Origin of the sequence: Nocardioides sp. NPDC023903 (genome assembly GCF_040639295.1) — a bacterium.
In the GTDB taxonomy this organism is placed as follows: Bacteria; Actinomycetota; Actinomycetes; order Propionibacteriales; family Nocardioidaceae; genus Nocardioides.
In genome coordinates this window covers 63119-84438 of record NZ_JBEZZS010000014.1, presented here as the reverse complement: position 1 = coordinate 84438, position 21320 = coordinate 63119, and the positions used below count along the sequence as shown (strand labels likewise).

General features: G+C 67.7%; 17 protein-coding genes and 1 pseudogene. 13 read left to right on the top strand and 5 right to left on the bottom strand.

Annotated features, from left to right (window positions below; genetic code table 11):
• The first annotated feature begins 18 nt into the window (after positions 1-18).
• From AB0F44_RS16380 to AB0F44_RS16365, 4 genes and pseudogenes are all read left to right on the top strand, one after another.
• Positions 19-1446, top strand: coding sequence for a CCA tRNA nucleotidyltransferase (locus tag AB0F44_RS16380; RefSeq protein WP_357357191.1), 1428 nt, complete (start codon positions 19-21; stop codon positions 1444-1446).
• Between the two features lie 110 nt (positions 1447-1556).
• Positions 1557-1925 (top strand): annotated as a pseudogene (locus AB0F44_RS16375) (hypothetical protein); the annotation flags it as partial.
• 288 nt (positions 1926-2213) lie between these two features.
• Entirely contained in the window at positions 2214-4220 is a 2007-nt protein-coding gene (locus AB0F44_RS16370) for a calcium-binding protein (RefSeq protein WP_357357189.1), read from the top strand.
• A 74-nt stretch (positions 4221-4294) separates the two neighbouring features.
• Positions 4295-4750 carry an SRPBCC family protein gene (locus AB0F44_RS16365; RefSeq protein WP_357357122.1) on the top strand — a complete coding sequence of 152 codons (456 nt, stop codon included), beginning with the start codon at positions 4295-4297 and terminating at the stop codon, positions 4748-4750.
• A gap of 39 nt (positions 4751-4789) precedes the next feature.
• Here AB0F44_RS16365 and AB0F44_RS16360 read toward each other — a convergent pair whose 3' ends face one another.
• On the bottom strand, positions 4790-6055 hold the full coding sequence (locus tag AB0F44_RS16360) for a hypothetical protein (RefSeq protein ID WP_357357120.1): 1266 nt from the start codon (positions 6053-6055) through the stop codon (positions 4790-4792).
• 152 nt (positions 6056-6207) lie between these two features.
• On the opposite strand from AB0F44_RS16360, the gene AB0F44_RS16355 reads away from it, so the two are divergent.
• From AB0F44_RS16355 to AB0F44_RS16345, 3 genes are read left to right on the top strand one after another with little or no spacing between them, the layout of a single operon-like run.
• Positions 6208-7329, top strand: coding sequence for a hypothetical protein (locus AB0F44_RS16355; protein ID WP_357357118.1), 1122 nt, complete (start codon positions 6208-6210; stop codon positions 7327-7329).
• Complete coding sequence (locus tag AB0F44_RS16350) at positions 7326-8033, top strand: ABC transporter ATP-binding protein (RefSeq protein ID WP_357357116.1); 708 nt, start codon at positions 7326-7328, stop codon at positions 8031-8033. The genes AB0F44_RS16355 and AB0F44_RS16350 overlap by 4 nt, the downstream gene beginning before the upstream one ends.
• Complete coding sequence (locus AB0F44_RS16345) at positions 8030-9253, top strand: ABC transporter permease (protein WP_357357114.1); 1224 nt, start codon at positions 8030-8032, stop codon at positions 9251-9253. Before AB0F44_RS16350 ends, AB0F44_RS16345 begins: the two co-directional genes overlap by 4 nt.
• A gap of 63 nt (positions 9254-9316) precedes the next feature.
• On the opposite strand, the gene AB0F44_RS16340 is transcribed toward AB0F44_RS16345, so the two are convergent.
• Complete coding sequence (locus tag AB0F44_RS16340; RefSeq protein ID WP_350665391.1) at positions 9317-10399, bottom strand: inositol-3-phosphate synthase; 1083 nt, start codon at positions 10397-10399, stop codon at positions 9317-9319.
• Positions 10400-10444: 45 nt separating this feature from the next.
• Positions 10445-11095, bottom strand: a complete 651-nt coding sequence (locus tag AB0F44_RS16335) for a PadR family transcriptional regulator (RefSeq protein ID WP_350665392.1) — start codon at positions 11093-11095, stop codon at positions 10445-10447.
• A gap of 560 nt (positions 11096-11655) precedes the next feature.
• Between AB0F44_RS16335 and AB0F44_RS16330 the strand changes: the two genes are divergently transcribed.
• Together AB0F44_RS16330 and AB0F44_RS16325 are read left to right on the top strand one after the other, a co-directional pair.
• Positions 11656-14220: a transglycosylase domain-containing protein gene (locus AB0F44_RS16330; RefSeq protein WP_357357112.1), complete on the top strand. Its 2565-nt coding sequence runs from the start codon at positions 11656-11658 to the stop codon at positions 14218-14220.
• 11 nt (positions 14221-14231) lie between these two features.
• Positions 14232-15659 (top strand): glycosyltransferase 87 family protein, encoded by a 1428-nt coding sequence (locus tag AB0F44_RS16325; RefSeq protein WP_357357110.1) that lies wholly within the window; start codon positions 14232-14234, stop codon positions 15657-15659.
• On the opposite strand, the gene AB0F44_RS16320 is transcribed toward AB0F44_RS16325, so the two are convergent.
• The gene (locus tag AB0F44_RS16320; RefSeq protein ID WP_357357108.1) at positions 15617-16669 is read right to left on the bottom strand and encodes an alanine racemase; all 1053 of its coding nucleotides are present in this window, start codon (positions 16667-16669) and stop codon (positions 15617-15619) included. The two genes, AB0F44_RS16325 and AB0F44_RS16320, sit on opposite strands and share 43 nt — an antisense overlap.
• Positions 16670-16676: 7 nt before the next feature.
• Entirely contained in the window at positions 16677-17840 is a 1164-nt protein-coding gene (locus tag AB0F44_RS16315; protein ID WP_357357106.1) for a peptidoglycan bridge formation glycyltransferase FemA/FemB family protein, read from the bottom strand.
• A gap of 291 nt (positions 17841-18131) precedes the next feature.
• Between AB0F44_RS16315 and AB0F44_RS16310 the strand changes: the two genes are divergently transcribed.
• From AB0F44_RS16310 to AB0F44_RS16295, 4 genes are all read left to right on the top strand, one after another.
• On the top strand, positions 18132-18731 hold the full coding sequence (locus AB0F44_RS16310) for a sigma-70 family RNA polymerase sigma factor (RefSeq protein ID WP_357357104.1): 600 nt from the start codon (positions 18132-18134) through the stop codon (positions 18729-18731).
• Complete coding sequence (locus AB0F44_RS16305) at positions 18731-19240, top strand: hypothetical protein (RefSeq protein WP_160158716.1); 510 nt, start codon at positions 18731-18733, stop codon at positions 19238-19240. Before AB0F44_RS16310 ends, AB0F44_RS16305 begins: the two co-directional genes overlap by 1 nt.
• A gap of 70 nt (positions 19241-19310) precedes the next feature.
• Positions 19311-20783 carry a S8/S53 family peptidase gene (locus tag AB0F44_RS16300; RefSeq protein ID WP_357357102.1) on the top strand — a complete coding sequence of 491 codons (1473 nt, stop codon included), beginning with the start codon at positions 19311-19313 and terminating at the stop codon, positions 20781-20783.
• Position 20784: 1 nt separating this feature from the next.
• On the top strand, positions 20785-21318 hold the full coding sequence (locus AB0F44_RS16295) for a tetratricopeptide repeat protein (protein ID WP_357357101.1): 534 nt from the start codon (positions 20785-20787) through the stop codon (positions 21316-21318).
• The last annotated feature ends 2 nt before the right edge of the window (positions 21319-21320 follow it).

Sequence of the window (21320 nt, the reverse complement as noted above, 5' to 3'; positions counted from 1 at the left end):
GACAGCCAGCTTCCCCCGATCAGCGTCGCCGATGTTCAGCGATCGGTGACTGCTGAACTGGACCGTATCGCACCTGTCATCGACTCCCTAGGTGAGGTCTTCGCTCGCTCGGGGTTCGAGCTGGCGCTGGTCGGCGGCCCCGTCCGCGACGCGATGCTCGGACGTCCGCACAACGACCTCGACTTCACCACCTCGGCCCGCCCCGAGGAGACCGAGAAGATCCTGCGTACGTGGGGTGAGGCGCTGTGGGACATGGGCCGCGACTTCGGCACCATCGGCACCCGCAAGGGCCCGTGGCAGGTCGAGGTCACCACTTACCGCTCCGAGGCCTACGAGTCCGACTCCCGCAAGCCTTCGGTGGCCTACGGGACATCGCTGGCCGACGATCTCGTACGCCGCGACTTCACCGTCAACGCGATGGCGGTGCGGCTTCCCGGCCGTGAGGTCGTCGACCTCTACGGCGGTGTCGTCGACCTGGCGACCCGGGTGCTGCGTACGCCGGGGACGCCGGAGGCGTCGTTCTCCGACGACCCGCTGCGGATGATGCGGGCGGCGCGGTTCGCCGCCCAGCTCGGTTTCACGGTCGCCCCCGAGGTCGTCGCTGCGATGAAGGACATGGCGTCGCGGATCTCGATCATCTCCGCCGAGCGGGTCCGCGACGAGCTGGTGAAGCTGATCTGCGCGCCCTACCCGCGACGCGGCCTCTCGCTGCTGGTCGAGACCGGGCTGGCCGAGCTGGTGCTGCCCGAGCTGACCGCGCTGCGGATGGAGCGGGACGAGCACAACCGCCACAAGGACGTCTACGAGCACACTCTGACCGTGCTCGAGCAGTCGATCGACCAGGAGGCGCGCCTCGGTGGCGGGCCCGACTTCGTGTCCCGGTTCGCGGCGCTGATGCACGACGTCGGCAAGCCGCGCACCCGGAAGTTCCATGACGACGGCACCGTCTCGTTCCACCACCACGACGTCGTCGGCGCCAAGATGACCCGCAAGCGGATGAAGGCGCTGCGCTTCTCCAACGACGAGATCGAGGCGGTCTCCTCGCTCGTCGAGCTCCACTTGCGCTTCCACGGCTACGGCGACGGTGAGTGGACCGACTCCGCGGTACGTCGTTATGTGAGGGATGCCGGCGACCAGCTCCAGCGGCTCCACGTGCTCACCCGCGCCGACTGCACCACTCGCAACCGCCGCAAGGCCGACCGCCTCGCCCGCACCTACGACGCCCTCGAGGCCCGCATCGAGCGGATCTCCGAGGAGGAGGAGCTCGCCGCCCTCCGCCCCGCGCTCGACGGCAACCAGATCATGTCGCTCCTCGACATCCCTCCCGGGCGCGATGTCGGGGCTGCGTACAAGTTCCTCATGGACCTGCGCCTCGACGAGGGAATCCTCTCCGAGGACGAGGCCGCCAAGCGGCTCCTGGACTGGTGGTCCGAGCGTTCGGAATGACCCGATCGGACTATGTCCGGATGGGTATCCGACCCCTATCTTGAGCTGTCACGCCGTCGTGGGTCCCCAGATCGCGTGCTGTTCTCGTTGATCCCCGATCTGGAGGCCCGGTGTCTCGTGCTCGACTGTCCACGCTCGCTTCGCTCCTGCCACTTGCTGCTCTTGCCGCCGGAACGGCGTCGATAGCTCCGGCGAGCGCCGACGAACCCCTCCCGACGACGTGTGCCGGACAACCGGTGACCGTCGACCTCAACCGCGAGGGTGCGGTGGCGACCGAAGGCGACGACGTCATCCTCGGTACGTCAGGCGTGGACGTCATCCACGCTCTGGGCGGGCATGACGTGATCTGTGGACTGGGCGGCGGCAGCGGCGTGGGTGACATCGACCAGGTCTACGGCGAGGGTGGAGACGACCTGATCATCGGGGCGGGCGGCACCGACTACATGCGCGGCGGCGACGGCAACGACGTGTTCCGGGGCAACGGTGGTCAGGACTACTACTTTCCGGGGATGGGCGACGATGACATCATCGTCGCCGAGGGGACTGTTACCGGACGATTGCTCTACTCCGACGTGCCGGTCGGCGTGACCGTCGACACCAGCCTTTGTGGTGCCCAGATCGAGTCTCCAGCGACCCGTCAGGACACCGGCGCTGGGATGGACAGCGTCCCGTGTGCTCTCCACCAGGTGAGTGGGAGCCCTCAGAACGACCGGCTGTCCGGGCGCGATGGACGCAGCGAGTATCTCGGTGGCGGTGGCGGTGACGACGTGCTCTACGGCAGCGGCATGGGCGTGGAGATGGAGATCAACAACGACTCGTACATGGGTGGCGCGGGTACCGACACTCTGGACTTCAGCCGTGTCGAGCACTCGGTATCGTTGACTGCTCAGCCGAGTTCGGAGGTGGTGCGCTATGACGCGGGCGTGGGGCACCTGAACGTCAGCGACATCGAGAACCTCGTCGGATCCTCAGCGGCCGACAGTCTTTATGCCGGACCTGAGCCCGCGGTTCTCGACGGTGGTCCCGGAAACGACTGGCTGAACGGTGGCCCTGCCGCGGACACGTTTGTGGATCCAACAGCCAGGATCATCTCTGGGGCAACGTCTGCAGTCACCATCAATGGCATCGACGGGACCTTCAGCAGCGGGGACTCGTTCACTGTCGCCCCCGGAGTGTTGGCCTGGGGATCTGGTGGCAACGATGTCATCCACCCGGGGCGTCTGTGCAGAATCCAAGGCGGCGAGAATGACGTGTTCATCATCGATGACACGGTGGCCCCAGACTGTGCGGTGGGCGATCGGGGAAGCTACAAGGACGGAATCCTGACACTCGATGCATTGAACGAGCCTGCGACGTACGCCCTCGACGACCCGGCGCTCACCACGCCGACGAAGACGATCCCCATGCCAACGGTCTCAGGGCTCAGGCTGGTCGGCACCCGGTTCGACGACGTCCTCGGTGGCGACGACGCGGACAACACGATCGACGGCGGTCTCGGCAACGACGTGATCCGTGGCGGCGGTGGCGTTGACACCGTGACGTACGAGGCGGCACCTGCGGGCGTCACCGCCACGATGGCCAACGCAACTGGCGGTGGCGGGAGTGACACCTTGGCACAGATCGAGAACCTGACGGGCAGCCGTCATCGGGACAGCTTGAGCGGTGACAGTGCGGCGAACCGGCTGGACGGGCGCGACGGTGATGACCTCATTTCCGGTGGCTCGGGGTCGAACTGGATCACGGCGGGTGCCGGCAACGACACCGTCGTCAGTGGACCTGGGGATGAGGGCTTGACCTGTGACTCGGGGACAGACACGGTCTCTTTCGCCACTGCTGGATCGGCGATCAGGTTCACCACGGCGGACCCGCACTATGGGACCAACGTCTCCGGTGGTGCCGGAAGGGATCGGGTCTACGCCTGCGAGAACGTGACGGGTTCGCCGTATGGAGACACCATCACCGGCACCAGTGGGGCCAACACGCTCAGCGGCGGTGGTGGCCACGACACCATCAACGGCGGGGGCGGCCATGACGTCGTCTCCGGCGGCGAGGGCAACGACACTCTCTACGGCAGCACCGGTAGCGATCGGGTTCTCGGTGGGACGGGCAACGACAACCTTCGTGGCAACGCCGACAACGACGCGGTCGACGGCGGCAGCGGAACCGATACTGCCTTCTACGACTATGCGACGGGCCGCGTCACGGCTTCGATGAGCCGCGCCACTGGCGCCGGCGTCGGCAGCGACACGGTGGCAGGCGTCGAGAACATCACCGGTGGCGGGTACGCGGACAATCTGACGGGCAACGGCGCTGCCAACGCGATCGTCGGCGGCGGTGGCAACGACACGCTGGTCGGTGCCGGGGGCAACGACAGGTTGATCGGCGGTAGCGGAAGCGATGTCCTGCGCGGCGACTCGGGCAACGACACGGTGGATGGCGGGTCGGGTACTGACAGAGCAAGCTTCACCACTGCGACCGGGCGTGTCACGGCGACCATGACTTCGGCATCCGGCGGGGCCGGCTCGGACAGGATGTCCGCGATCGAGAACGTCACTGGCGGTGCGTACGCCGACCGGTTGACCGGTGGCGGCGCCGCGAACGTGATCCAGGGTGGCGGGGGTGCCGACTATCTGTACGGCGCCGGCGGCGCCGACAGGCTCTACGGCAACGGGAGCGACGACCGTCTGTATGGCGGCACCGGCCGCGACTACGGCGACGGCGGTACCGGACGCGATGTCGCGTACTCGATCGAACGCCGACGGAACATCCCCTGACCGAACGGTTCCGGCCCGGTTGACATCTGGTCGCCTACTGTCCATCGAGCCATACTGACGGTACGGTTCCGCGTATGACGACGATCACAGATCTCGAGGCAACGACCGCCATCAACGCGACGCCGGCTCAGGTGTGGGCCGCGGTCACGGACCTGCCGCGGATGGCTTCATGGAGCCCGCAGGTGGTGAAGACCGTGGTGTTCGGGCAGGTCAGGGAGGGCACCCGCTTCTTCAACATCAACCGCCAGGGCTGGAAGTACTGGCCGACCAACGCGAAGGTCGTACGCTTCACGCCCCACTCCGACTTCGCGTTCCGGGTCGCCGAGAACACGACGATCTGGTCCTTCCAGATCGACGAGACCCCCGAGGGGTCGCTGGTCACTCACCGCCGCGAGACCCCGGACGGCATCTCCGCGCTCTCCCGCTCGCTGACGAATGCCGTGCTCGGCGGCCAGGAGAAGTTCACCGAGGAGCTGCGTACGGGCATGGCCACGACGCTCGCCAAGCTCAAGGCCGACCTCGAGGGCTGACCCTCCCACGCCGAGGCGTCGCTCCGGTCCGCCGAAGCGTCAGGCGTTTGCCCGGGTCCAGCGGTAGACGCTGCTGGTCGAGACGCCGAGCTGCGCGGCCACATCGGGGACCCGGGCGCCGGCGCCGACAAGGACCCGAGAGGCCTCAGCCTTGTCGTCGGGGAGATTCGCCAGCAGCTCTGCGATCTCGTCGGGGAAGATGTCGGGGTAGTCCATCGCCGGCTCGGGGTCGGGGATGTTCTCCGGGAACGGGATCCGGTCGAGGAGGGTGCCGTCGGCCTCAGCGGGCTTGGTGGCGGTGCGGCTGTTGCTGAACTCCGGGGTCATCCCAGCGCCCGGGGCGACCTCGGCGGCGGTGCGGGCGGCATCGGTCACCCGGCTCGAGACTCGGGGACGCGTATCGGTGGTGGCGAGGGCTGACGCCATCTCGCGGGTCCGGATCTCGCGCGGCGGCTGCACCTCACGGGGAATGTCGGCGAGGTCGTTCGGCACCGGCTCGTCGTTCTGCTCGGTGATCTGGTCGGTGATCTGCTGGGCAGAGACCCGCTCGATGACCGGCACGCTGAGCGCCTCGTGGACGTCGGGCAGAGTGATCGGCAGCCGGTCGGCCTGGCGGGTGCCCTCGGCGACCGCGGCGAAGGCGTCGACCCACTGGGTGATCTGGTCGCGCATCGCGCCCGGCGCGACCGACCGCAGCGCCACTGCCTCGGCGCGCCAGTAGCGCTTCTGCGCACGCTCCAGCTTCCGGCGGGAGGAGGCCGTACGCTTCCGCACCGCCGTGTCGCGGGCCCGGCGCCACTCGACGCGGGTGGCCAGGAGGGAGTGCATCCGGGCTCCCATCCGCAGGTCGGACCAGGAGCGTTCCATGGCGAGGTGGCGGTCACCGACGAGCGCCAGGTGCCACATCAGGGCGGCCAGGAGCGGCACGATGAACCGGAACGCGGCGGCGGTGGCGGCGTGACCGAGGTGGATCTCGTGCCAGCCGGCGAAGAACCCGGACGCGGCAGAGAGCAGCCAGGTCAGGGTCAGCAGGGTCTGCGCCGGCCGGTCCTGCTGGGCCGCCTCGCGGGCCATCAGCGCCACGGTCACCAGCGAGAGCTCGAAGACGCCGGCGAAGGCGTAGGCGTTGATCGCGCCCATGGCGAGCACGTCCCGCCCGAAACCGACCATGGCGACGTACGCGGCGGCCGTCGAGATCAGCGCGACCGAGACGGCGCCGAAGAGGATGAGGCCGCGGCCCCCTCCTGCCGAACTCCTGCCGGTCGGGGTCGTCCGTTCGCGGTTCGTGTCGTTGTCGGGACGCATCGTGGGGGTCTCCCGGGCCTGAGGCGGTCGATCGTTCGGGTCCCGGAGTCTAGGGGATCAAACACGTGTTCGAGACGTACGTGGATGGAGTGTTGACAAACCCGGTGGAAATTCGGCGGTCGCGACCCATGGGGCGGGGCTACAGTCCGCTCATGTCGAAGACGGCGGTGCGCCGCGTACTTTTCAAGTCGTTCTGGGTCGTGATCGGCCTGGCCATCGCGATCAGCCTCTTCAAGCTGGCCTTCACCGGGTCGACGCAGGATGCCGACGGGGCGCCGCTGACGCCGACCGGGAAGATCCCTGCGGAGGAGGTCGTCGCCGAGAAGGGCACCATCTCCAACGCGCTCACGGTCGACGGGACGATCGTGATCGACAAGCCGGTCTCCGCCACCAGTTCGGTCACCGGGGTGCTCGCGCACAAGTTCGCTGAGACCGGCACCAAGGTGAAGAAGGGCGACAAACTCTTCCAGGTGCGCGCGGAGGAGGAGCCTGCCGAGGCCGAGCCGGTCGAAGAGCCGGTCGAAGAGGAACCCGGAAACGTCGATGACGCCACCGGCGACGGCGACCGCGACGACGCACCGGTCGAGCCGCCGACGCCCAAGCCGGTCTATCACTGGTACACCGTCGTCGCGCCGGCCACCGGCATCGTCGGCAACTACGCCGCCGACCTGATGGGCGAGGTGACCGAGGACGGGGTCGTCGTCTCGATCCGTCCCACGACCTTCCACGCGGTCGGGGCGATCTCGCCGCTGGACCGCTACCGGCTGGCCGCCAACCCCGATCGGGCGACGGTGACCATCGAGAGCGGTCCGAAGCCGTTCACCTGCACCGACCTGAGCATCGGCGACGCGGCGACCGAGACGATCACCGACGACGCGCCCGAGGGCGAGATGATGGAAGGGGAGCCGGGGGCCGAGGGCGACTCGGGAGCGGGGGCCCGGATCAGCTGCCTGGTGCCGGAGAAGGTGACCGTCTTCGACGGTCTGACAATGACCATGGCCATCGACGCGGGCAAGAGCGAGGGCGACGTCGTCACCATCCCCGTCGCGGCGGTCACCGGCCTGGTCGGCGACGGCACCGTCTGGGTCGTCGGTGAGGACGGAACCCCGGCCGAGCAGCCGGTCAAGCTCGGGGTCACCGACGGCAAGCTCGTCGAGGTCACCAGCGGGCTGAAGGCCGGCGACTCGGTCCTGCGGTACGTCCCGGGCTCGAAGGAGACGTCCGGTGGGATGGGCGACGAGATGATCGAGGAAATGCCGGCGGGGGAGATGTGAGCGCGGAGGAGCTGCTGAGGCTCACCGGCGTCGCCCGCACGGTCGAGCTGCCCGACGGCGAGGACCTGCACATCCTGACCGCCGTCGACCTAGACGTAAGCCGCGGTGACCATGTCGGCATCGTCGGCCGGTCCGGCACCGGCAAGTCGACACTGCTGAACCTCCTCGGCCTGCTCGACCGGCCCACCGGCGGCACCCTGGAATGGGCAGGCCGCAACGTCACCGACATCAGCAACCACCAGGCCGCCCGGATCCGCGGCCGCGACGTCGGGTTCGTCTTCCAGCAGTTCAACCTGCTGCCGGGGCGTACGGCCCTGGAGAACGTGATGGCCCCGCTCCTGTACGCCTCGGGCAAGGAGTTCTGGCAGCGGCGCCGGATCGCGGCGACGATGCTCGACAAGGTCGGTCTCGGCGACCGGCTCGACGCGATGCCGCAGTTCCTCTCCGGCGGCGAGCAGCAGCGCATCGCCATCGCCCGCGCCCTGGTCCGGACGCCGTCGGTGGTGCTGGCCGACGAGCCGACCGGGGCGCTCGACGTCGAGACCGGCGCGATGGTGATGAAGCTGCTCGACCAGGCGACGTACGACTCCGGCGCGGCGCTGATCACGATCACCCACGACCAGAACGTCGCCGCCCTGGCCCGGCGGCGGTTCCGGCTCGCCGAGGGACGGCTGCACCCGCTGACCGAGGAGGCAGCGGCATGAGAAGCAACCTGGCGCGTCTCGTCACCGGCCTGGCCGCCTCGACCGTCGAGGCGTGGCAGGAGCTGCGCATCCACCGGCTCCGGGTGCTGTTGTCGCTGGTGGGCGTGGCGGTGGCCGTCGCCTCGATCACCGCGACCGTCGCGGCCGGGCAGATCGCGAAGCAGATGTTCACCGAGTCCTACGAGATCGACGGGCGGCCGGCGCACATCTCGGTCATGGCCTACGACGAGCGCAGCGGCATGCCGCTCTCCGTCGAGCGGGTCCGGCCGGCGTTCCAGACGGTCGCGGAGCGGTTCGACGTGAAGTACGCGTCGGCGAGGATCTCCGCCTACGACATCAAGGCGACCACCGCGAGCACCAGCAAGCGGGTCGAGCTGATGGGGGTCGACCCTGCGTACGCAGCCATCCACCGGGTCGTGGTGCCGCAGGGCCGCTGGCTGCAGGCTTCTGACGAGGAGCGCCTCTCCCCGGCGCTGGTGGTCGACGAGACCTTCCTGAAGAAGCTCGGTCTCCGGGGCACGCAGCTGCCGACCTCCGTGGACCTGAAGGGCCAGGGGATGTCGGTGACCGCCACGATCATCGGCGTGACGAGCCTGCGGGGCTACGGATCACCGCGCGCGTTCATGCTGGCCGACTCGCTGGAGCACTGGCAGACCGGAGCCCCCACGGACGCCAGCTACGAGATGTGGGTGCCGATCGACGGCGCCAACGAGCTCGCCGGCGAGATCGGCATGGCGATGCGCGCCGAACTGCCGGGCCTCCAGGTCGATGCCCAGCGCGACGACTACATGGCGTGGGGCGGTGAGGACCCGATCGGCCCGATCAAGTGGGTGATCATCGGGATCGCCGGGATCATCCTGCTGCTCGGCGCCCTGAGCCTCCTCAACATCGCGCTGGTCACCATCCAGCAGCGAATCCGGGAGATCGGGATCCGGCGCAGCTTCGGGGCGACCACGGGGCGGGTGTTCTTCTCAGTGCTGATGGAGAGCGTCGTGGCCACCGTCGTGGCGGGCGTGGTCGGCGTGCTCCTGGCCGTGGCCGCGGTCAAGAACCCGCTGGTGGAGAAGTACGTCCTCCAGGGCATCGACGACATCCCGCCCTTCCCGCTCTCGGCGGCGTTCCTGGGCCTCGCCGTCGCCCTCGCGGTCGGCGCGATCGCGGGCATCCTCCCGGCGATGATCGCCGCGCGGGTCAAGATCATCGACGCGATCCGCTTCTGAACCTGCGACGGAAATGCGACTGCCCCGGGTGCCAGGCACCCGGGGCAGCTCAACAGCAGAGGGTCACTCGCCGCGGATGAACGCCTCCAGCTGAACGCGACCCTCGGTGTCCTCGATCTGAACCGGCGGGCTCTTCATGAGGTAGGCCGAGGCCGGGATGATCGGGCCGCCGATGCCGCGGTCCTTGGCGATCTTCGCCGCACGGACGGCGTCGATGATGATGCCCGCGGAGTTGGGGGAGTCCCAGACCTCGAGCTTGTACTCAAGGTTGAGCGGGACATCACCGAACGCACGACCCTCGAGCCGGACGTACGCCCACTTGCGATCATCGAGCCACTGCACGTAGTCGGACGGGCCGATGTGCACGTTCCGGCTGTCGATCTTGTCGGCCAGCTCGCCGGTCAGGTTCGACGTCACGGCCTGGGTCTTGGAGACCTTCTTGGACTCCAGGCGCTCGCGCTCGAGCATGTTCTTGAAGTCCATGTTGCCGCCGACGTTGAGCTGGTACGTACGGTCAAGCGCGACGCCGCGGTCCTCGAACAGCTTGGCCATGACGCGGTGGGTGATGGTGGCACCGACCTGCGACTTGATGTCGTCACCGACGATCGGGACGCCGGCGGCCTCGAACTTCGCGGCCCACTCGGGGTCGGAGGCGATGAAGACCGGCAGCGCGTTGACGAAGGCGACGCCCGCGTCGATCGCGCACTGCGCGTAGAACTTGTCCGCCTCCTCCGAGCCGACCGGAAGGTAGGAGACGAGGACGTCGACCTCCTTCTCGCGAAGGACCGATACCACGTCCACCGGGTCGAGTCCCGACTCGGAGATGGTCTGGCGGTAGTACTTGCCCAGACCGTCGAGCGTGGGACCACGCTGGACCTCGACGCCCTTGAACGGGACGTCGGCGATCTTGATGGTGTTGTTCTCGGAGGCGTTGATCGCCTCGGAGAGGTCCTTGCCGACCTTCTTGTCGTCGACGTCGAAGGCAGCGACGAACTCGACGTCAGAGACGTGGTAGTCGCCGAATGTGACGTGCATGAGGCCCGGGACGCTGGCCGCCGGGTCGGCGTCCCTGTAGTACTCCACACCCTGGACCAGGGAGCTGGCGCAGTTGCCGACTCCCGCGATTGCTACACGAACCGAACCCATCGGGGCTCCTTCCAATACTCCTGACCGTCACCGGCCAGGAGGTCATCACTCGTTCTCTTGGCTGCTCTGCGCTGTGCGCGAGACGTCCGCTTCGTCGCGTACGCCATCGTCATCCCCCAGATCCCCCCGACCCGCCGCCTGCTCATCGTTCGCAGGCCTGGGGTTGCGTTCGGCGTCGATCAGAGAGGAGAGCCATCGGACCTCCCGCTCGACCGACTCGACGCCGTGACGCTGAAGCTCGCGGGCGTAGGAGTCGACCTCTTTCTGGGTCATGGCAAGCTCGCGTTGCACCCGGTCGAGCCGCTCCTGGAGCCGGCTGCGACGTCCTTCGAGGACGCGAAGCCTGATCTCCATGTCGGTGCGACCGAAGAACGCGAACCTGATGTCGAAGTTGTCGTCCTCCCAAGCCATCGGACCGACCTCGGACATGAGCTGGGTGAACTCACGCTCTCCGGCAGGCGTCAGCTGGTAGACGATCCGCGGCCGCCGGGTCACCGGCGTGACGGACTGCGCCTCCTCTTCGATGAGGTGCTTGCGCAGCATCTTCTTCAGAGCCGGGTAGAGCGAGCCGTACGACAGCACTCGCCCCCAGCCCAGCATCAGGTTGAGCCGCTTGCGCAGCTCGTAGCCATGCATAGGCGACTCGTGCAGCAGCCCAAGGACTGCCAACTCGATCGTCTCTGCGCGACGTGCCATACGACCTATCGTACCGATATATCCGCAATGGCAAATAGAGACCTAAGTCTTGTCTGAATACGTCTGAAGAGACCACTTCGATGCAACCGTCACCGAACTGTTGACGTCGGGTGACTTGAGGCGCGCTGGGCGTGGATGCGGGAGCGCTAGCGTCGATTGCGTACGCTGATGGCTGCCGTTCACCTACCTGAGGATCCACCCGGGCAAGGTTCGGCAAGCGTCGCGCGTCAGGTTGATGGGATTCCCTCGGGGGGATTCAGCGACGTCGGGGGATTGTCAGTGTCAGCCCGTCCGGTCACGTGCCGGGCAGTCACAGGAGCAGTGCAACACCCGTGAGCGACCCATCCGGCGGCTTTTCTCAAAGGCCCAGCCCTCGTAGCGCCAGTCCCCGCAGGTCCAACCCCGGCGGGCAGCAAGGACGACCCCAGGGCGGACCGCGCCCTCCGCAGGGTGGTCCGGGCGGTCGTCCGCCGGCACCGCGCCGTCCCCAGGGCGGTCCGCAGGGTTCTCCGCAAGGGCCGTCCTCAGGCGGTCGCCCCCAGCCCCGCGGCCAGCGGCCGATGCCTCCCGGCGCTCCCCGCCCCGGTCAGCGGCAGCCCTATCCGCCGGGACCCCGTCGTCCCGGCGAGCCGCCGGTCGACCGTCTCGGTCAGCGGCCCGCGCGTCCCGAGCGTGGCGGCGGCGGTCGCGGGCCGCGTGACCCCAATTCCGTAGCCGGCGCGCCGAACGGCCGCTTCGATGACGAGGGGCTCGACAAGAAGGCCCTGGCGGCCCGGATCGGCAAGATCGCGGCGATCTGCGCGCTGGTGATGGCGCTGATCGGCAGCGGCGCGGTGATCATCTCCTACAACATGATCTCGATCCCCAGCGCCAACGCGGCGTTCGAGGCCGAGTCGAGCTTCGTCTACTACGCCGGCGGCAAGAAGGAAGTCGGCCGCTTCCAGGCGGGCGACCAGAACCGTGACGCGCTGAGCGAGGACGAGATGCCGGCGCTCGTGAAGGACGCGGCCGTGGCAGCCGAGGACCGCAGCTTCTACGAGAACAACGGCATCGACCTCAAGGGCATCGCGCGCACGCTCTTCTCCAACGCCACCACCGGCAGCCAGGGCGGCGCCTCGACGATCACCCAGCAGTACGTCAAGAACCTCTACCTGACCCAGGAGCGCACCTACTCCCGCAAAGTCAAGGAAGCGGTCATCTCGCTGAAGATCAGCCGGCAGAAGTCGAAGGACCAGATCCTCACCGGCTACCTCAACACCGTCTACTTCGGCCGCGGCGCCTACGGCGTCCAGGCCGCGGCGAAGACCTACTTCCGCAAGTCGGCCCAGGACCTCGACATCAAGGAGGCCGCGGCCCTCACCGCGATCCTCAACAACCCGAACGGGTTCGACCCGGAGAAGTCCGGCGCCGACGCCGGCGGCACCGAGCTGCTCGGCCGCTATCAGTACGTCCTCAACGGCATGGCCGAGCTCAAGGCCCAGGGCAAGGCGCTCAGCGACTACGACGAGGCCACTCTCGAGAAGTCGAAGGCTGCCCTGCCCAAGTTCCCCAAGCCGAAGGCCGACAGCCGTCTCGGTGGCCAGAAGGGTCACGCGCTCACTCTGGTGAAGAACGAGCTGAAGTCCCTCAAGAACGAGAACGGCGAGCCCCTCTTCACCGAGGAGGAGATCGACAGCAAGGGGCTGAAGGTCACCACCACGCTCAGCGCGAAGGCGATGAAGACGGCGGAGGACGCTGTCAACGACGTACGTCCGGAGGACAAGAAGGCGTACAACGAGAAGAACGAGAAGAACGCCCTTCACGTTGGGGCCGCGACCGTTGATGTGAAGACTGGAGCCTTGAAGGGCTTCTACGGTGGCCAGGACTACCTTCAGTCCCAGATCAACTGGGCGGCGAACGGTGGCATGGCGGGCTCGACGATGAAGCCGTTCACTTTGGCGGCCGCGCTCGACGCGGGCTACTCGTTGAAGGACACCTGGACCGGCGAGGGCGGTATGGAGATTCCCGGGACCGACCTGGTCGTCCGAAACTCTGGTCAGTCTGATGCCGACCCGACCGGTCACTCGTATGGAAAGTACGTGACCGGGATCAAGGCCATGGAGGAGTCGATTAACACCTCCTTTGTCGAGATGTCGCAGGCCTTGCCCAACAACCACCGCGACGTCTGGGAGCAGGCCGTCAAGGCGGGCATCCCGCCGATGGAGCAATCGGCGAAGGACGCACCTGCGGATTACCGCTCGATGCCGGCGTTCTCACCCGACATGGATCCGACCGACTACCTTGTCACGCTCGGTAAGGCGCAGGTCAGCCCGATCAACATGGCCAACTCCTTCGCGACCATCGCCAACGGAGGCGTGCGAAACACGGTGCACATCGTCTCGAAGGTCGTCGACGCGGAGGGCAACGTCAAATACGAGTGGAACCAACGCGACGGCGAAGAGCGGGCGATGTCCGAGGATGCCGCCGACGACACGTCCTACGCTCTCCAGCAAGTGGTCAAGGACGGCACCGGCCAGTCGGCAGGCGTCATCGCCCAGCCGGCTGCCGGTAAGACTGGTACTGCAACCATGGGTTCTGGCGACGAGTCGTACGTCTCCTCGGCATGGTTCGCCGGTTACACGCCGCAGCTCTCCACCGCTGTGATGTACGTCCGCGGCACCGGCAACGGCCGGTTGGACGGTTGGCTCGACTCCTACTATGGCGCCAGCTACCCGGCCGAGACTTGGGCAGCCATCATGGGCGAACTGACCGATGACATGGATCTCGAGGAGTTCCCCGAGCCCGCATGGATGGACGGCGAGGCCCCGGAGGACGGTCACGACCCGTCGCTGATCGCCACCCCGAAGCCGACTCCGACGCCGTCTGAGGACTGCTCCAGGAAGGACGAGCGCAAGGGTCTCTGCATCCCGATCGAGGAGCCGGAGGAGAGCCAGAGTCCCTCGGACGGCGCAACCGACGGCTTGCCCGGCGAGGGCACGACCCCCGACGAGTCGGAGTCGACCGAACCGGAGGTCACCGAGACAGCATGTGACTGGTTCGGCGACTGTGAGTCGTCCTCGCCGCCCGCCGACGGCAATAATGGCGGAGGCAATGGCTCAGGCACCGAAGAGGGCACTACTCAGTGACAGATGGTCCAGTGACCGCCCCGGCGGCGGAGGATCCGGTCGTCAGGACCGCCTCCACCGCGGTGGGCGGTCCTCTCGGCGGGCTCGCACACGGCCGACGGCGCTGGTTCAGCGCGGTCGGCCTGGTGCTGCTCCTGACCGCGCTCACCTTCGCGATCGGGATGGTCTCCAAGCAGACCTGCTACAACGCCACCTGGACCAACGGCGACACCAGATACACCCACTTCTGCTACTCCGACCTGCCCTACCTCTACGTCGACCGCGGCCTGGCCGAGCACGAGTGGCCCTACTCCGCCGATCCTGAGGTCCGGGCGCGCTACCAGCAGGTGATGGAGTATCCGGTCGGCATCTCCTACTACGCCTGGGCGACGTCCCACGTCACCGACTGGCTGACCGACACCCCCGACGAGGACGAGCGCCATCTCGTTGAGACCTCGAGCTTCTGGGGTCTGCCCGGCATGCACCATGAGATCCGGGTCTTCATCATCGTCAATGTGATCGGCTTCGCGGTCGCGGCGCTGCTCTCCGCCTGGTTCCTGGCGCGTACGCATCGCCGACGGCCCTGGGACGCGGCCGCCTTCGCGCTCGCCCCGGTGCTGGCGGCGACGGGGATCATCAACTGGGACATGCTGGCGGTGGTCTTCGTCGCCGGTGCGCTGTGGGCGTGGTCGCGCGATCGGCCGCTGCTGACGGGCATCCTGATCGGGCTCGGCTGCGCGACCAAGCTCTATCCGCTCTTCCTGCTCGGCGGACTAGTGGTGATCTGCATCCGGCGCCGCCGCTACTACGACCTGGCGGTCGCCGCCCTGGCGACGGTCCTCGCCTGGGTGCTCGCCAACCTCCCCGCGATGGCCACCGGGCTCGAGGAGTGGAAGGTCTTCTGGAGCTTCAACTCCGAGCGCGGTCCCGACCTCGGCTCGCTGTGGCTCGTGTTCCAGCAGACCAGCGACGCGGCGATCTCGGCGCACACGGTCAACCTCGTCTCCTGGGCCTTCTTCATCGCCTGGTGCAGCGGCGTACTCATCATCGGTCTGACGGCCCGGGAGACACCGCGGCTGGCGCAGCTCGGCTTCCTGATCGTCGCCGGGTTCCTGCTGGTCAACAAGGTGTATTCACCGCAGTACGTCCTGTGGCTGCTGCCGCTGGCCGTCCTCGCCGTGCCGCGCTGGCGTGACCAGCTGATCTGGCAGGCCGGTGAGCTCTTCTACTTCGTCGCGGTCTGGTGGTATCTCGCGGATCTGCTGGCCGGCAGCGGCGGTGACCAGCCGGTGTACTGGTTCGCGATCATCGCCCGGGTAGCCGCCGAGATCTATCTGATCGTCGTCGTGGTCCGGGAGATCTACGAGCCGTGGCGCGACCCGGTCCGGTGGACCGAGGCGACCGTGGAGGCCGAGGCTCAGGAATCCAGGATGATCTCGTCGAACGAGGTCGCGGTGTAACGCACCCGCACCTCGAGCTCCTCGCCGACCTCGGGCACGCGCGCGCCCGCGGGAAGCGTGAGCATCGACTCCTGCATGTGTGGCGGCTCGGAGAACCAGAGCGCCTTGCCATCGAGCGTGTACGGCGAGCGCGACTGCCCCATGGCGTCGAGCCCACCACGTGCGACCGCGAGGGCACGGGAGCGCAGATGGGTGTCGCCCAGCGGCGCCTCGAGCCCGATCCCGTGGGCGGTGCCGCCGGAGGCGACGACCAGGTGACCGGCGCGCATCGCGGTGCGACCGCGGTAGCCGTAGGAGTAGCCCCGCTCGAGCGGGTGTACGTCCTCGACGGTGGCGGTCACGGTGAGCGCGCCGCGGTCACCGAGCCAGAGCGCGGTGCCGACGCGGGGCCGGAAGGTGATGTCGCCGTAGGCGGCGCGAAGCTGGGCCAGCTCGTTGGCGCTCAGGTGCGAGACCCACACCGTCTTCGCCTCGGCGCCGACGACGGCGTCCATCTGGGCGCGTACCTCGGCCAGCGAACCGCCGTCGAGGCCGAAGTGCATGGTAATGCCCTCGAAGCGGGCGTGCTCGCGGGCGACGGCGGCGGTCGGCCACAGATCGCTCGGGGTCATCCCGTGGCGGCGCATCGAGGTGACCAGCTCGAGGATGACCCGCGCGCCGGGCTGGCGCTCAAGGAGCAGCGGCAGGTCCTCGGGGCGGCTGATCGTGTGGATGATCCGGTCGGCGATCTCCGGGTTGATCTCGGGCGAGTAGGGCCGCCACGGGGTGAGGACGTAGATCGATCCGCTGAACCGGGTCGCTACCTCCCACACCTCGTTGTAGGTGCCCACCGCGAGCGTGTCGACGCCGGTGCCGAGGCTGTTGAGCCACTCGGTCTGGTGGGCGAGCTTGCGCAGGGTGAGGCCGTAGCCGTTGCCCTTCGCCACCGGGACCAGGCCAGGGGTCGCCTCGGCGAAGGTCTGGACGTGCTTGCGCCAGCGATCGGCGTCAACGGTCAGTTTCAGCGGCATACGGAGATCAGCGCCTCTTCATGTAGACATCGAAGGCCGTGTAGATCGGCTTGTTCAGCGGCAGGTCCCACTCCCCGGCGTACTCCACCGCCTGGCCACCGGTGCCGACCTTGAACTGGATCAGCCCCACGTGGGAGTCGTCGGTGGAGAGCGTCGGAGTGATGCCGCGCAGGTCGTAGCTGGTCGCGCCGGCGGCCATGGCGTCCTGGATCATCGCCCACTGGAGGGCGTTTGAGCCACGTACGTCTCGCTTCTCGGTCGAGGAGGCACCGTAGGAGTACCAGGCGTACTGCCCGACGCGGACCATGATCGTGGACGCCACCACGTCGCCCTCGTGACGGGCGATGAAGAGCTTGATCCGCTCCGGGTCCTCCGCCGACATCGCCGCGAACATCGTCTTGAAGTAGTCACGGCGGCGCGGGGTGAAGTGGTCGCGCTCGGCGGTGTGGACGTAGAGGTCGTGGAACGCGCTCAGGTCGCCCTCGAAGTCTCCGTCGGCCGGCTTGACGGGCGAGCTGACGGTGACCTCGACGCCCATCTTGGCGGCCTTCTTGATGTTGCGGCGCCAGAGCTGGTTCATCCCCTTGAGGACCTCGTCCTCGGTCTTCGGGGTGCCGTCCTCGTGGGCCAGCGGGATGACGAAGTTGTACTGCGGCTGTCCCGCGCCGAAGCCGTCCTCGGGGGACTGGAGCTTCCAGCCGGCTGCCCTGAGCTGCGAGACCACGCGCGCGCCGGTGGCGTCGCGGTGGGTCGGGGTGAGCTGGTTGAGCCGCTGGACGGTGTCGTCGGCGATGCCGTCCTTGACCTGCGCCGCGCTCCAGGTCGCCGTCGTGACCGGCGGGCCGATCCGGATGCCGAAGGCGTGGTTCTTCTTCAGGTACGTCGCCAGGGGCTCCAGCCACGGAGCGAGATCGCCCGACCAGTCGATGCTCGGGCCTTCCGGCAGGTAGGCGAGGGTGAACCGCTCCAGCTTCGGGACCGGCCGGTGCAGCACCAGCGCGGCGCCGACGAGGGCACCACCCTGGAGGCTGTCGAACCACCCGATCGACTCCGAGCGCCACTCGGTCTTGACCCGTGCCCACGAGGGGGTCTGGAGGAAGCTCACGCTGCGTTGCTTCTCGATGAAGGCGAGATGCTCCGCAGCGGTGATGGGGCGCACGGTGAGACTCACCCGCAGAAGGCTACCCGCTCAGGCGGTAGGGCCGAATCCCGGTCGTCGAGCCGGTCGAGATCACCGTCCGTAAGCGTCCCACCGCCCCCAATGTGGGGACAATTGCGCCGCTCCCTAGTGAGTCAGGGCCGCTGAGACGCTATTGTCTGCGACCAGATGTATCACGGCTGGGGCCTGGGCCTCCTTATAGTCGTGACAGCAACTATGACCACCACGATGGCGCGCCCGCGCGCCATCTGGCCCCCCAACGGCTCGCCGCCGATCCGGAGGCCGCCGGTCGAGGAGGGGACTGTGACACGGGTACCACGGGGGATCGGTCATGCCGACGCACCCGTGACCGTATGGTCCCGGGCCACGGCCGACTTCGACCGTTGGCTCAGCGGCGACTCCGCCGCCCTCGACGAGCTGGTCGCGACGATGACCCCGGTCCTGTGGCAGGTCGCGCGCTCCTACCGGCTCACCCAGGAGCAGGCCGAGGACGTCGTCCAGACCACCTGGCTCACCTTCGTACGCAAGCACTCCTCGATCCTCGACACCGCGGCCGTCGGCGCCTGGCTCACTCTGACCACGCGCCGCGAGGCGTGGCGGGTCGCGAAGCGGTCCGGGCGGGACGTACCTGTGGAGGACGAGGCGCTCGAGTCGCGCGTCCCGACACAGCGCTCGGCGGAGTCCCTGGTCGTCGAGGGCGACCGCAACTCGCTCATCTGGGCGGCTGTTGAGTCGTTGCCGGAGCGGTGCCGACGGCTGCTGCGCGTGGTCGCCTTCTCCGACCGGCCCGACTACGCCGGCCTGGCCGAAGAGCTCCAGATGCCCATCGGCAGCATCGGCCCCACCCGCGGCCGCTGTCTCGGGAAGCTGCGGGACGCACTGCGCGAAGAGGGGGTGTCGTGATGGGTCGCTCGGAGGAGCCCACTCGCGAAGAGCTGTTGGGGCTGGTTCGACAGGCTTATGTTGCTGGTGACCCCGTCCCCGGAGGCCTGATCTCCCGGATGCAGGCGGCCGCCGCCGGCGCCGCCGAGGAGTCCGGACTCGGGCTCGACCTCGAGCTGATGCTCCTGGTGGAGTCCTCGGGTGCCGAGGCGGCCGGAGTACGCTCCGCCGCCCCTGCCTCCGCCCGCTCTGCCTACACCCTGCGCTTCGCGCAGTCCGGCGTCGACGTACTCGTGCGCGTCGCCTCCGACACCGACACCACCGCCCGCCTCGACGGCTGGGTCGTCCCCGGCTCACCCATGACTGTCCGCGCCGTCCGCGCCGACGACGTCCGTACGCCGATCGTCGCCGTCACCCTCGGAGCCTCGGGTCGCTTCGAGCTCACCTCGTTGCCCGCCGGCCTCATCCGGCTCCGCTTCGAACCCGCCGACGGTTCGTCAGCCTTCCTCACCCCCACGTTCGAGATCTGACCCAGGAGTAACAGTGCATTCCAAGCGTGAGCCACGGTTGTCAGTGGCATACGGATCGACCGAGGCACGTGTGCTCGACCCGACCAACGCGGTCGCCGTCGACGGCGTCTCTGCCCGCTCGACCATCTACTCCTCGGCTGTCCTGCTCGTATCCAAGTCGGTCGACTTCGAAGACACCTTCAAGCGGATTGAGAAGGCTGCCAAGGGTCTGGGCTGGCGAGCGATCGCCGAGGATGAGCCGGAGTGTGCGACGGAGTTGCGTTTCGGCGTCCGACGTGTGCGGCTGGCGGTGCGGCCGGGTCGGGCATCGCAGGCTCCTGACGCGTGGACGGTTCTCCAGTACCTGCGAGCGGACGGTCCCGAGAACGTTCGCGGTGTGAGCCTCGAACATGTGCTGGTGCCAGTTCCGCACAACGAGTCGAATCCCCACAACGAGTCCAACCCGCATAACGAGTCGAACCCGCATAACGAGTCGAACCCGCATAACGAGGCCAATAACGAGAGTGGATATGACCCGCTGGGAACGGGAGGACGTCAACCCGTTGCCTTCGTCGGAGCGGGGCCCTGGAGGCGGAAAGACGACGAGATCGACGAGCGACCTGTCGTCGCCGTTCTCGACACCGGCTGTGGCCCACACCCGTGGTTGGAGTTCGTCGAGCGTGACGTGCAACTCGACGGCCAGGCGATCGGGTGGCCGTCTAGCGTCCCCAATTCGGAGCTGGACGCCGATCAGGTCGGTCCCCTAGATGGCTTGATCGACCCGTTGGCGGGACACGGGACATTCATCGCCGGCCTGGTGCACCAAGCCTGCCCCGACGCTGAGATCCTCTCTTGGCGGATCGTGCCGCCGGACGGCCCGATCGCGGAAACGGGCTGGATCACTGCTCTCGCCCAGATCGCAGAGTTGGTGCATCTCTATCGGAAGGGTGATCCGCACGGTCGGCGCATCGACGTGTTGACGCTGTCGATGGGTTATTACCACGAGACGCCAGAGGATGAGCTCTTCGACGGGACGCTCTATGACATCCTTGCAGACCTGTCGGCTAACGGGACACTCGTCGTCTGCTCGGCCGGCAACGACGCCACGTCGCGCCCTCTGTTTCCAGCAGCCTTCGCTCCGTGGAGCGACGGAAACAGCCCCGTCCAGCTTCGCCCAAACATGCTTCCGATCGTTTCGGTCGGAGCCCTGAATCCTAACGGCACGACCGATGCGCTGTTCAGCAACTCAGGGCCGTGGGTACGTGCCTACGACCGGGGAGCGGGCTTGGTCAGCACATTCCCGGTGACCTTCCAGGGGGGCTACCAAGCGGCCATCGCCACCGAGTTCCAGGGAAGGCCTCGCGCATCGATTGATCCGGATGATTTCGGCGGGGGCTTCGGCACCTGGAGCGGCACGTCCTTCGCAGCGCCCTTGCTTGCTGGACGTATCGCGCAACGGCTCCTCGACGCTGGGCCATCCGGTGACCTGAAGCAGGACACTGCGCGGCTTTGGGCAGCCCTGGAGGGTCTGACGTCATTGAGACAAGGCTCAGAAGCGCGCTGACATGGGGACGGCCAGCCCTGACGAGCTGCATCAACGTGGCGTGTCTGCGGTTAACGCAGGCAGGCTCGATGATGCCAAGGATCTGCTTGAAGAGGCGTTGAGGGCGGCCGCGGACCCGGCCCTGGTGGCGCGGGTCGAGTCAACGTTGGCGTACATCGCGGCCGACCGTTCAAATCTAGATCACGCCCTTGCGTTGTGCGATCGAGCACTGCGCTTTGAGGATCTGGCCCGAGCCACGCGCGGCGCTCTGCTGCAACAGCGTGCGACATTGCTCCGGCGCGCTGGTCGTGCACAGGAAGCGCTTGAGGCATTCGACCAGTCGATCGATGCGCTCGACGATCGGTTGGAGCTAGCCAGGGCGTACCTTAACCGCGGCACTGTTCATCTCGACCGCCACGCCACCATTTCCGCCGCGGCGGACTTCGAGACCGCAGCTGCCTACTTCGTGAGTCGGGAGAGGACGTTTCGGCTGCCAAGGCCGACCATAACCGCGCGTACGCGCTCTTCCTCTCCGGCGACTTGGTTGGCGCCCTAGCG

Coding starts and splice junctions, on each gene's coding strand:
- AB0F44_RS16365 (WP_357357122.1), top strand. CDS start 4,295: ATGACGACGATCACAGATCTCGAGGCAACGACCGCCATCAACGCGACG.
- AB0F44_RS16360 (WP_357357120.1), bottom strand. CDS start 6,055: ATGCGTCCCGACAACGACACGAACCGCGAACGGACGACCCCGACCGGC.
- AB0F44_RS16355 (WP_357357118.1), top strand. CDS start 6,208: ATGTCGAAGACGGCGGTGCGCCGCGTACTTTTCAAGTCGTTCTGGGTC.
- AB0F44_RS16345 (WP_357357114.1), top strand. CDS start 8,030: ATGAGAAGCAACCTGGCGCGTCTCGTCACCGGCCTGGCCGCCTCGACC.
- AB0F44_RS16340 (WP_350665391.1), bottom strand. CDS start 10,399: ATGGGTTCGGTTCGTGTAGCAATCGCGGGAGTCGGCAACTGCGCCAGC.
- AB0F44_RS16335 (WP_350665392.1), bottom strand. CDS start 11,095: ATGGCACGTCGCGCAGAGACGATCGAGTTGGCAGTCCTTGGGCTGCTG.
- AB0F44_RS16330 (WP_357357112.1), top strand. CDS start 11,656: ATGCCTCCCGGCGCTCCCCGCCCCGGTCAGCGGCAGCCCTATCCGCCG.
- AB0F44_RS16320 (WP_357357108.1), bottom strand. CDS start 16,669: ATGCCGCTGAAACTGACCGTTGACGCCGATCGCTGGCGCAAGCACGTC.
- AB0F44_RS16305 (WP_160158716.1), top strand. CDS start 18,731: ATGGGTCGCTCGGAGGAGCCCACTCGCGAAGAGCTGTTGGGGCTGGTT.
- AB0F44_RS16295 (WP_357357101.1), top strand. CDS start 20,785: ATGGGGACGGCCAGCCCTGACGAGCTGCATCAACGTGGCGTGTCTGCG.